We start from the raw sequence: 11,102 nt of genomic DNA on the forward strand, positions 1-11,102 counted from the left end.
CGTCAAGAAGGGCGGCGACCCCAAGGGCGCGGCCTTCAAGGCGATGCTCAAGTCCCAGGCACGGACCAGGAGGCTGCCGTGCTCGGCGACGACGGCCCGCAGCGCGTCGCGGTGTCCGGCCGCCCAGCCCGCCGTGTCGCCCGCGGCGTCGGCGCGCAGGATCGGAGGGCTGCCGGGGCGCAGGTCGACGTCCGGTAGCAACGTCGGAGATGAAGACGACATCAGGTGCTTCCTTTCGGCCTTGCGGTGTTCGGTCGTGCGGGTGTGCGGTGTTCCGGTCATGGGTGTCGTCGGTGCCTTCGGTTCCGTGTCTTCCGTGTGGTCGGCCGTGGTCAGGAGGCGGCGGGGGTGTCCAGGAGCCCCGCCAGGTCCGCGAGGACGGGATGACGTGTGACGTCCTTGAGGGTGATCGCCCGGTCCAGGGCGATCGCGAGCTTCACCGCCGCGAGCGAGGTGCCGCCGCGGTCGAAGAAGTGGTCCCGGCGGTCGATCCGGTCGCCGGGGATGCCGAGCACCTGGGCCCAGGCCGCCGCCACCCGGCGCTCGCTCGCGGTACCGGGCGCGTGCGCGCCCTCTCCTGCTTGCGAGCCGTTCCCGGCGGAGTCGAGCTCACCGGCGAGCCCGGTCAGCGTCTTCCGGTCGGTCTTGCCGTTGGCGGTCAGCGGCAGGCTCTCCCGCCAGTGGACGGCCGAGGGGACCATGTACGCGGGCAGTGACACGGCGAGCCGCTCCCGCACGGCCCCGGAGTCGAACCGGGCGGCCCCGGCGCAGAACGCCACCAGCCGCGTGCCGCCCACGACCACCACGGCGCCGTCCCGGACCCCGGGCACCCGCAGCAGCGCGTTCTCGATCTCGCCGATCTCGATACGGAAGCCGCGGATCTTGACCTGGCTGTCCCGCCGGCCCAGGAACTCCAGCTTGCCGTCGGGCAGCCAGCGGCCGTGGTCACCGCTGCGGTAGAGCCGCTCGCCCGGGCGGTACGGGTCGGTGGTGAACGCCGCACTGGTCCGCTCGGGGTCGTTGACGTACCCGCGGCCCACACAGACACCGGAGAAGACGATCTCGCCGGGTGCCCCGAGGGGTACGGGCGACAGGTCCTCGTCGACGACGTACACCCGCACGTTGGCGACCGGCCGTCCGAGCGGGACCCGGTCCTGGTCCGGCACCCGGGACATGACCTCGTGGTTGGTGTCGTCCGAGGTCTCGGTCAGCCCGTACGCGTTGACCAGCCGGATGCCGGGCTCGGCCGCGAACCAGCGCTCGACGAGCTCCTTCTTCACCGCCTCCCCGGTGACCGACACGCAGTGCAGGTCCGGCAGTTCGCGCGGGCGCTGCTCCAACTCGGCGAGTACGGCCTCCAGATAGGACGGGACCACCTGGAGGACGTTGACCCGGCCCCCGGTGATCGTGTCCACGAACCGCGGGACGTCCAGGATCACCTCCTGGGCGACCAGCAGGGTGCGGCCGCCGACCAGGAGTGCGGAGACCAGCTGCCACAGCGAGATGTCGAAGCACTGGGGTGCGGTCTGGGCGACCACCCGGCCCTCGCCGACACCCAGGTCGTCGAGCTTGGCGTGGACGTGGTTGAGGAAACCGGCGTGCTCGCACATCGCGCCCTTGGGCTCGCCGGTGGAGCCGGACGTGAAGTAGATGTAGGCGAGTTGGTCCGCGGCGACGGGGACGCCGAGGTCGCTGTCGGGGTGGTTCTCCGCGTAGGCCGTGTCGACGTGCAGGACGCGGGCGCCGGTGTCGGCCCCGTCCAGGGTGGTGGTGCTGCCGTCCTCCGTCAGGACGAGTTCGCAGCCGGCGCGCGCCAGGGTGGCCGCGATGCGTTCGGCAGGGAAGTGCGGCTCGACGGGCAGATACACGCCGCCCGCCTTGAGGACGGCGAGGACGGCGGCCATCCAGTCCAGGTCGCGCTCCATGACCACGGCGACGACGTCCTCGCGCCGCAGCCCGCGGGTCAGCAGGGCCCGGCCGAGCTGGTTCGCCCGGGAGTTGAGCTCCTGGTACGTCCACTCCTGGTCGCCCCGCACGGCCGCGACGGCGTCGGGGTGGGCCAACACCCTTTCCTCGAACAGCTCGTGGACCCGACGGTCCGGCAGCTCGCGGTGCGGCCCCGCCAACCCGTCGAGCTGGAAGTGGAGTTCGTCGTCCGACAGCAGACTCTGCCGGCCGGGCTCGCTGCCCGGGTCGGCGGAGAGCTGGGTGAGCGCGGTGAGGTGGTATCCGGCGATCCGGGCGGCGGCGTCCGCGTCGAGGACGTCGGTGCGGTAGCGCAGGCGCAGGGTGTGGTCCTCGAACGCCACGTGCAGCACGGTGTCCTCGGGGCCCCGGCCGCCGTGCGGATCGAGCACGGTCTCGAAGGCCGCCGGTTCGTCTCCCGCCCCCTGCGCGGCCAGGTCCGTCACGGCCTCGCGGGTGTGTTCCAGCAGGTCACGCCAGGAGCCGGTGCCGACGGTCAGCGGGCACGGCCTCGGCCGCCCGCCCTTCGCCGCCACGTACCCGACCGTCACCTCGCGCTCGCCGGACAGTGCGGCGAGGACCCGTGCGTGTGCGGCCAGGAGGGCGCGGGGTTCCCGCACCAGGCCCTCGGGCAGCGGCACTTCGTACTCCGCGGTGCCGGGCACCGGGTCGAGCGTCCACTTCGGGATCGTTTCCATGGTCCTGCTTCCCCCTGTTGTCCTTCTTGTCCGTGCCGCGGAGCCTGTCTGTGCCGCGGAGCCGTCAGGAGCGCCGCTGAGCGACCGCCGGGTTCCCGCCCCAGTGGGCCCCCGCCGGTACTTCCTCGCCCTTCATCAGGAAGGAGTCGGCGGCGAGTACGGCGCCGTCGCCCATCGACGCCCCGTAGTGCACGAGCGCGCCGACGCCGAGCGTCACGCCGTCGCCGATCTCGATGTGGTCGGACTTGAAGGTGCCGTCCTCCTGCGAGTGCGACTGCACCTTGCTGTGCGCGCCGAGCGTGCTGTCGCTCCCGATGGCGGTGAGCGTCCGCTCGGTGATGTAGGCCCCGTCGTCGAAGACCCTGCGGCCGATACGGACCCCGAGCAGCCGCCAGAGCAGATTCTTGAACGGGGTGCCGTTGTAGATGGCGATGTGTGTGTCGGGGACCTTCCACAGCCGCTCGTGGCGCCAGAACAGCGGGTCGTAGATGGAGTGCAGCCGGGGCTCCAGCGGACGGAACCGGCAGATCAGCCGCTCCACCAGCACGTAGTAGCCGGTGGTGAACGCGAGGCCGACGATCATTGACGCGCCGATCAGCAGACCGCCCGCGGCGCCGAGCTCCCCGTACAGGTCGAAGGTGGCGAAGCCGAGGACCGTGAGCGCGAACCAGTCGAACCACCGGATGAACAGGAGCAGGCCCATGGTGCGCAGGTTGTGCCGGTTCTTCGCGGCCAGGCGGCGGTGCAGCTCGTCGCCCTCACGGAGGTGGTCGAAGCGGGTGTCGCGCTCCACGGTCCTCGGGATCTCGAAGGGCGGCGAGCCCAGCAGGCCGACCCCCTCACGGATCTCGCCGTCGAGCGGGACCATCACCTTCGTCGCGAGCAGGCAGTTCTCGCCCGTGCGGCCCCCGGCGGGGTAGGCGATGTGGTTGCCGAGGAAGTTGCGCGCCCCGATCGACGTCCGCGAGACGCGGAACGAGGTGCCGGAGAACTCGGCGTTCATGATCGACAGTCCGTCGGCGACCATCGTGCCGCTGCCGACGGTGGCCAGGTACGGCGTCTCGTGCCCCACCTCCGTACCGAAGTTGGAGCCGGTCTGTTCGACGTGGGAGAGGTCGTATCCGAGGGCCCGCAGGTAGTGGACGATGTACGAGCTGTCCCCGCACAGCCACTTGAAGAGCTTGACGTTGGTCAGGCGTGCGACGGCACGCTGCACCGAGTAGTGGAAGCCGTAGAGCGGATAGACCCGGTCGGGTTCGAGGACCTGGTTCAGCAGCCGTGGCAGTACGGCCACGGTGGCGAAGCCGATCAGGATGAGGCCCACGAACAGCGCGAGCGACAGACCGAGGGCCTCGGCGTAGAACCGCACCGACGTGATGCGCTGCGTCTCTCGGTCGAGCAGTACCTCCAGCGAGGGCGCCACCGTCAGCAGCATGTACGTACCCCCGACGAGGAGCGGCACGTAGAGGAACAGCGTCTGCAGCACGGTGGCCAGGCCGTAGCCCACCCGCCGCGCGGTGCCGCAGTCGGCGGGCGCCACGCGTACGTAGTCGACGTCCGTGCGCTGGGCGGGGGACCCGTGCCAGTGCTGCCCGTCCGGCACCGACGCGCCGCCGTACAGCGCGGACGAGTGGCCGATTTGGGAGCCGTCGCCCATGGAGGTGCCGATGTCGAGGACGGTCCTCTCGCCGACGAAGACGTCGCGGCCCAGGGTGACCGGGCCGGTGCGGATCCGGCCGGCGTGCGCCTGGTAGCAGAGGAAGTGGGAGTCCTTGCGGATCACGGTGCCCGCGCCGACGGTGAACAGGTCGGTGCAGACCGGGACCGAGCGGGAGAGGATCGTGACGCCCTTGCCGATCTTCGCCCCGAGCGCCCGCAGATAGAGCACGAAGAGCGGGTTGCCGGCGAACAGGACCATCGGGTTGGCGTGCAGCAGTGCCTTGACGGTCCAGAAGCGCAGGTAGGCCAGGCTCCAGACGGGGAACTCGGTCTCCTTCCAGCGGCCGACCAGCACCCACTTGGCCACCACCGGCAGCGCGCACACCCCGACGAAGGCGGCACCGCCGAAGAGGGCCGACCGCAGATAGATGTCCACCACGCCCTCGCCGTCCGAGACCCAGTCGTACCCCTGAGCGGTGACGAGCCCGGAGAGCAGGCAGTACGCCGCGAAGACCAGGAACTGGAGTGCTCCGCACAGGACGTACCGTGCGGTGCTGCCCGGTGGGGGAGGCTCGGCCGGTTCGGGCGCGGGCGCCGGCGGCTCGTCCGGGACCTCGGCGAGTGCCGCCGCGAGCCCCCGGATCGTCGGGTGGGCGTAGACGTCCCGCATCGACACGGACGGCAGGTCGGGGTGCTTCCTGACGCGGGCGCAGAAGTGGGCCATCACCAGGGAGTTGGCGCCGAGGTCGTCGAAGAAGTGACTGTCGACGGGGACCCGCTCGACGCGTACGACGCCGGCGAGCACCTCCGCGAGGACGTGTTCGGTGCCGTTCGCCGGGGCGTGGGTGGTCAGGGAGCCGGCCGGAGCGGCGGTCGTGACCTCACCCGGATTTACCACCACTTGATCTCCTTGCTGATGATTACTGCTACTTGTGGACCGTTCGGAGTGATTGGTACTCCGGATGGGAATACGAAGGAATCACGCCCGCAGTTTCATCGGGCAGCCGAATTGGCTATGCCTGAGGCGTGGGTGAACCAGGGGTGATTCCGATGTGATTCCGGTGTGCCGGAAGAAAGAGTTGTTCCGGAAGAAAGGCTCGGGCCGGAAGGAAGAATTGTGCTCAATGAGAATGAGATGGCAGACGGGAGGAGATTGTTCGCCGAGTTCGCCGAGTGTCTGGAGGGGCCGCGTGAAAAGGTGCAGAGCAGCACGGCATGATCCGCGTGGTTCCCACGCGGATCACGGGTAACGCGGCTGTGTCGGGCCCTGGTCCAGGCCTTTCTGAGTCCCCCGTGTCGTGGTGCACTGAGCCGTCCCCACGTGCCCAGCGGAATGCAATCCGAATTGTTTCTGTGTGCTCATGAACGGGTCAAGGGCGTTTCGGCCTATGGCGCTTTATCGCCGTTCGGACCTTCATCGATTTCGCCCCTGAACCGCCCCCTCCGTACGGGCGACCGGGGAACTCACTTTATGGATGGCGTATATGCTGTCGCGCGTTCCGCTTCTGGAGGGTGAGTAATTCGGCCAACGCGGTCATGACAGAAAGCCGGTTCGATTTTCCTTTACGGTTTCTGTCGGATTGCTGCCGCTTTTCTTTCGTATGACGGAACCGGGAGGGGCGGAAGCGCGCCGCCGGGCACCTCGGACCCGGTCGTGGTACCGCGGGACGAGTGCAACCTCGCACGGCGGATACCTTTAGGGCGTGCAGCCAGCAAGTGAACCCCCTCAGAGCGCGTCCGGCCGTCTCCATCGGGCCCGTGCCCTCTATCGGAACGTCTCCAAGCGCAGGACTGCCTGGCTGCTGATCAAGGACACCGTCAACTCGTGCATCGAGTACCGGATCCTCGGACTCGCGGCGGAGGCGGCGTTCTTCACGCTGCTGTCCGTGCCGCCGCTGCTGCTCAGCATGCTCGGCCTGCTGGTCTACGTGGACGACTGGACCGGCGCCGACACCATCGCCAGCGTGGAGACCAACCTCCTGGAGGCGTCCCGCACGATCCTCACCGACAAGGGCGTCACACAGATCGCCGAGCCCGTCCTCCGCGACGTCATGGAGGGCGGCCGCCCCGACGTCATCTCCCTCGGCTTCCTGTTCGCCCTGTGGTCGGGCTCACGCGCCGTGAACGTCTTCATCGACACCATCACCGTGATGTACGGCCTCGACGGCGTACGCGGCATCGTCAAGACCCGCCTCGTGGCCTTCGCGCTGTTCCTCGCGGCGCTGCTCATCGGCTCCATCGTGCTGCCGCTGGTCGTCGCGGGCCCGGACGCCGTGGTGGACGTCGTCCCCTGGTCGGAGAACGTCGTACAGGGTTTGTACTGGCCCGTCGTCATCGTGCTGTCCATCGCCTTCCTGACGACGCTGTACCACGTGTCGGTACCGGTGCGTTCGCCCTGGGTCGAGGACGTGCCGGGCGCCCTGGTGGCCCTCGCCATGTGGGTGCTGGGCAGCTTCCTGCTGCGTATCTACCTGACCAACACGGTCGAGGGCCCCAGCATCTACGGCTCCCTGGCCGCACCCGTCGCCGTGCTGCTGTGGATCGGCGTCTCCGCCTTCGCGGTCCTCGTCGGCGCCGCCGTCAACGCGGCCATCGACCGGGTCTGGCCGGCCGCGGCCACCGCCGCCGCGCGTGCCGTCAACGAACGGCTGCGCGCCGATCAGGCCGCCGACCTCGTCCCCCGCGCGGCCGCGGCGAGGGCCCACCTCGCCGACGACCCGGACGACCCCGACATGCCCTCCGAGTTCCCGGAGCGCTGGTCCCGCTTCCTGCCCCCGGAGGACGTGACCTCCCGCCTGCGGACCCATGCGAAGACCACCCCCAAGAACGGCGACGAGACGCCTCCGCCGCAGTGACCACGACGGGGGCGCCAGGGCGCGCTCCGGAACCTTTCGGGGGTACGCCGGCGGCTGTCAGACCTTCCACACGCCGGTCGCCGCGAGCTCCCGCGCGAAGTCCGTGAAGTCGCGCGGCGCGCGCCCCAGAACCTGCCGGACGGTCCCGGTGGACCGGGCGTTGCCGCCGTCGAGCAGCCCGTCGAAGACCCCCTCCATGAACGCGACCTCCTCGGGCGGCAGCCCGAACCCGGCCAGGATCGCCCCGTACTCCTTCGTCGACACCGGCACGTAACGGATTTCCCGGCCCGCCGCGGCGGTGATCTCCGCCATGGCCTCCCGGAACGAGAGCAGCCGCGCCCCCGTGATCTCCAGGGTCCGACCCGCGTACGAGGGGTCCGTCAGCGCCTTCACGACGACGTCCGCGAGGTCCCGGGTGTCGATGAACGGCACCTTCACCTCACCGGCGGGGAACACGAACTCACCACTCTGCACGCCCTCCAGCAGCAGGCCCTCGCTGAAGTTCTGGAAGAACCAGTCGGCCTGCACGACCGTCCACCCGGCACCCGACTCGCGCAGCGCCCGCTCGGCCGGCTCCGCCTGCCGTTCGCCGCGCGCCGACAGCATCACCAGACGGCGTACGCCGAGTTCCTGGGCCAGCCGCGCGAGGGCCGCGATGTTCTCCGCGGCACCCGGGGCGCCGATGTCCGGCGTGTACGCCAGATACGCCGCGTCCGCGCCGCGCAGCGCCTCGGCCCACGTCGAGGAGTCGTACCAGTCGAAGCGCACCTCGCTGCTGCGCGAAGCGGCCCGTACACCGAACCCGGCGGCCTTCGCGGACTCCGCCACCTGACGCCCCGTCCTGCCCGAGGCCCCCGTCACCAACACCGTCTCGTTCCGCGTGTTTTCCGTCATGAGCCCAGTCAACGGCCGCATGCCGAAAGGGAACATCGCTGAAGCTCTCGTTCCCATAAGGGCGCGTCTACCCTGAGGACATGGACGCACTCGCAGGCCTTCTGGAAGGTCCACGCGCGCGTGGCGCCTTCATGATCCGAGCGTGTTTCGAGCCGCCCTGGTCCCTGCGCATCGAGGACCGTGCCCCGCTCACCGTCATGCTCATGGTGCGCGGGCATGCCTGGATCATGCCCGAGGAGGGGGAGCGGGTGCGGTTGCGGGCCGGTGACCTCGCCATCGCGCGCGGCCCCGACCCCTACACCTGCGCCGACGACCCGGCGACCGAGCCCCAGGCGGTGATCCTGCCGAACCAGGTGTGCACGTACCCGGACGGCCGTTCGCTGAAGGGCCGGATGGACCTCGGCGTCCGCACCTGGGGCGCGCGGATCGACGGCTCGATGGTGATGCTGATCGGGACGTATCCGATGCACGGCGAGGTCAGCGGCCGACTGCTGGACGCGCTGCCGGCGCTCCTGACCCTCCCCTCCGACGTGTGGGAGTGCCCGCTCACCCCGCTGATCATGGAAGAGATCGTGCGGGACGAGCCCGGCCAGGAGGTCGTCCTCGACCGGTTGCTCGACCTGCTGGTCATCGCCGCGCTGCGGGCCTGGTTCTCCCGCCCCGAGGCCGAGGCGCCCGCCTGGTACCAGGCTCTGGCCGACCCCGCCGTGGGCCGGGTCCTGCGGCTCCTCCAGGACGACCCGGCGCACCCCTGGACGGTCGCCTCCCTCGCCGCGAAGGCAGGCGTCTCACGGGCCGCACTCGCCCGCCGCTTCAGCGAACTCGTGGGCGAGCCCCCGATGACGTACCTGACCGGCTGGCGCCTCGCCCTCGCCGCCGACCGGCTGCGCGGCACCGAGGACACCCTGGAGGCGATCGCCCGCCAGGTCGGCTACGGCAGCGCGTTCGCACTGTCCAGCGCCTTCAAGCGGATCTACGGGGTCAGCCCGCAGGAACACCGGACGAGGGCGGCGTAGCGTTTTGCCTGTGGCGGAGCCGTACGTGGACGAGCCGTACGTGGCCGTGTCGCCGGACCCGTACCGGGAGCGGGCGTCGAGGCTCCCGGGCGCGGTCGTGTGGACCCGTACCGCCGTGCCGGGCGACTCGGCGCCGGTGCTGCCCGACGGGTGCATGGACCTGCTGTGGACCGAGGGACGGCTCTTCGTCGCCGGGCCCGACACCCGCGCGTACGTGAGTGAGGCGCCCGGCGGCACCCGGTTCGCGGGCGTCCGGTTCTTCCCCGGGACGGCGCCCGCCTGTCTCGGCGTCCCGGCGCACGAACTGCGCGACCGGCGGGTCGACCTCGCGGATCTGTGGAGCGCGAGGGCCGTCCGGCGGCTGACCGAGCGGGTGGACGCGGCGGCCGATCCCGCCGTCGCGCTGGAGGCCCTGGCCGTGGCGCGGGCGGGCGATGTCGATCCGCCCGATCCGTGGGTGCGGGGTGCTGTCGCGGGGCTGTCCGCGGGACGTTCCGTCGCCTCGGTCGCGGACGCGGTGGGGTTCAGCGAACGGCAGTTGCACCGGCGGGCGCGGGGCGTCTTCGGCTATGGGCCGAAGACGCTGGCCAGGATTCTGCGCCTGCAGCGGGCGTTGGTGCTGGCGCGGGACGGAGTGCCTCTGGCGGACACCGCCGTGCGGGCCGGCTTCGCCGATCAGGCCCATCTGGCGCGTGACGTACGGGAGTTGGCGGGGGCGCCGTTGGGGGAGTTGCTGCGGCGTTGAGGTTGTGGGGTGTGGGGCGTGGTGGGTGGGTGAGGGTCCGGTGGGGGCTGATCGCTCAGTTCCCCGCGCCCCTGACGGGGCGATTGGTCGCCGCGTTCCTTACGAGGCCAGCCACCCCATGCCCTACGAGCTCAGCCCGCCCAGTCGTTACGGCGTCGTGCTCAGTGGTGCGAACAAGTCCACGCCGTTGCCGTCCGGGTCGCGTACGACTGCGTAGCGCATGCCCCAGTCGGCGTTCCAGGGCTTGAGCTCGAACTCGTAGCCGGCAGCCACCAGCTCCTCGTAGGTGGCGTCGACGTCCGTGGGGCTGTCGCAGGCGAAGGCCAGGCCGACCCTTCCCTCGCCCGTCGGCGGCTGCCAGCCGGGGTGGAAGGAGCGGATCGTGTCCTCCGTGTCGAGGGCGAAGCGCAGCCCGCCGGGCAGGTCCGCCTCGACGTGCGGCTGCTTCTCGGCGCCCTCGGGGAATTCGAGTCCCAGACGGCGGTAGAAGGTCAGGGAGGCGGCCATGTCGGAGACGACGAGGCCGATGAGGTCGAATCGTGGAGTCATGGGGCCACCGTAGGGAGGGCGCTGGACGACGGTCTTGAACGAATCGGACACGGCCCTGTGCGAGAGCAGCACGGATCTGGACGTGCAGGTCAGAGCCGCGTGGCCGTGCGGATCAGGCCGGCCAGTGCCAGGGAGCGGCTGTGGGCGGGCCAGGTGATGTGGGTGATGACCGGGGGTGCGTCGGTCAGGGGGACGGCGGTGTGTTCGGACCAGAGCCAGGCGCGGGCGGAGTCGGGGAAGACGGCCATGGTGCGTCCGAGGGCGATCAGCTGGGCCAGCTGCGTCTGGTCGCGGATCTCGGGGCCCGGGCCGGGTGGGTACGTGCCGTGGCGGGGCCAGCGGGCGGCCGGAAGGCCGGGGATGTCGCTGACGTCGGCCGAGGTCAGTGACTTGTGCGCGGCGAGGGGGTGGTCGGCGGGCAGGATGGCGATCTGCCCCTCGGCCAGCAGTTCCTCGCTGTCGAACCCGGCGAGGGAGTTGAACGGCGTGTGCATGAGCGCCACATCGGCGCGGCCGTCACGCAGCAGCTCTTCCTGCTCACAGAAGCCGCACGGCAGCACCTCGATCTCGGCGGCATCGGGCTCGGCCGCGTAGGCGTCGAGAAGCTTCTGCAGCAGTTCGTGAGCCGCGGCGGCCTTCACTGCCAGCACCAGGCGGTTGCGGGGGCCACCCGGGCTGTCGGCGCCACCGGCGCGGCGGGTGCGGCGGGCGGCGGCGGTAG

The 11,102-nt window shown here is 70.7% G+C and carries 8 protein-coding genes and 1 pseudogene; 3 read left to right on the plus strand and 6 right to left on the minus strand.

Annotated features, from left to right (window positions below; all coding sequences use genetic code 11):
• From O3Q52_RS38675 to O3Q52_RS38685, 3 genes and pseudogenes are all read right to left on the minus strand, one after another.
• A pseudogene (locus tag O3Q52_RS38675) lies at positions 1 to 222 on the minus strand (hypothetical protein); the annotation flags it as partial.
• Positions 223 to 332: 110 nt separating this feature from the next.
• Entirely contained in the window at positions 333 to 2,663 is a 2,331-nt protein-coding gene (locus O3Q52_RS38680; protein WP_269653264.1) for an amino acid adenylation domain-containing protein, read from the minus strand.
• 64 nt (positions 2,664 to 2,727) lie between these two features.
• Complete coding sequence (locus O3Q52_RS38685) at positions 2,728 to 5,175, minus strand: Pls/PosA family non-ribosomal peptide synthetase (RefSeq protein ID WP_269653271.1); 2,448 nt, start codon at positions 5,173 to 5,175, stop codon at positions 2,728 to 2,730.
• Between the two features lie 850 nt (positions 5,176 to 6,025).
• Here O3Q52_RS38685 and O3Q52_RS38690 point away from each other — a divergent pair.
• A complete protein-coding gene (locus O3Q52_RS38690; RefSeq protein ID WP_269653265.1) occupies positions 6,026 to 7,177 on the plus strand; it encodes a YihY/virulence factor BrkB family protein in 1,152 nt (383 codons plus the stop codon).
• Between the two features lie 57 nt (positions 7,178 to 7,234).
• Here O3Q52_RS38690 and O3Q52_RS38695 read toward each other — a convergent pair whose 3' ends face one another.
• Positions 7,235 to 8,071: an NAD(P)H-binding protein gene (locus O3Q52_RS38695; protein ID WP_269653266.1), complete on the minus strand. Its 837-nt coding sequence runs from the start codon at positions 8,069 to 8,071 to the stop codon at positions 7,235 to 7,237.
• Positions 8,072 to 8,151: 80 nt separating this feature from the next.
• Here O3Q52_RS38695 and O3Q52_RS38700 point away from each other — a divergent pair, with 80 nt between their 5' ends.
• On the plus strand, positions 8,152 to 9,087 hold the full coding sequence (locus tag O3Q52_RS38700) for an AraC family transcriptional regulator (protein WP_269653267.1): 936 nt from the start codon (positions 8,152 to 8,154) through the stop codon (positions 9,085 to 9,087).
• 10 nt (positions 9,088 to 9,097) lie between these two features.
• Positions 9,098 to 9,832, plus strand: a complete 735-nt coding sequence (locus O3Q52_RS38705; RefSeq protein WP_269653268.1) for a helix-turn-helix domain-containing protein — start codon at positions 9,098 to 9,100, stop codon at positions 9,830 to 9,832.
• A gap of 147 nt (positions 9,833 to 9,979) precedes the next feature.
• Here O3Q52_RS38705 and O3Q52_RS38710 read toward each other — a convergent pair whose 3' ends face one another.
• Both O3Q52_RS38710 and O3Q52_RS38715 read right to left on the minus strand, forming a co-directional pair.
• Positions 9,980 to 10,381 (minus strand): VOC family protein, encoded by a 402-nt coding sequence (locus O3Q52_RS38710; protein WP_269653269.1) that lies wholly within the window; start codon positions 10,379 to 10,381, stop codon positions 9,980 to 9,982.
• A gap of 89 nt (positions 10,382 to 10,470) precedes the next feature.
• The coding region (locus tag O3Q52_RS38715; protein WP_269653270.1) for a LysR substrate-binding domain-containing protein at positions 10,471 to 11,102 on the minus strand (632 nt) is incomplete at its 5' end.

This window comes from Streptomyces sp. ActVer, assembly GCF_027270795.1.
In the GTDB taxonomy this organism is placed as follows: Bacteria; Actinomycetota; Actinomycetes; order Streptomycetales; family Streptomycetaceae; genus Streptomyces; species Streptomyces umbrinus_A.

Coding starts and splice junctions, on each gene's coding strand:
- O3Q52_RS38680 (WP_269653264.1), bottom strand. CDS start 2,663: ATGGAAACGATCCCGAAGTGGACGCTCGACCCGGTGCCCGGCACCGCG.
- O3Q52_RS38700 (WP_269653267.1), top strand. CDS start 8,152: ATGGACGCACTCGCAGGCCTTCTGGAAGGTCCACGCGCGCGTGGCGCC.
- O3Q52_RS38695 (WP_269653266.1), bottom strand. CDS start 8,071: ATGACGGAAAACACGCGGAACGAGACGGTGTTGGTGACGGGGGCCTCG.
- O3Q52_RS38710 (WP_269653269.1), bottom strand. CDS start 10,381: ATGACTCCACGATTCGACCTCATCGGCCTCGTCGTCTCCGACATGGCC.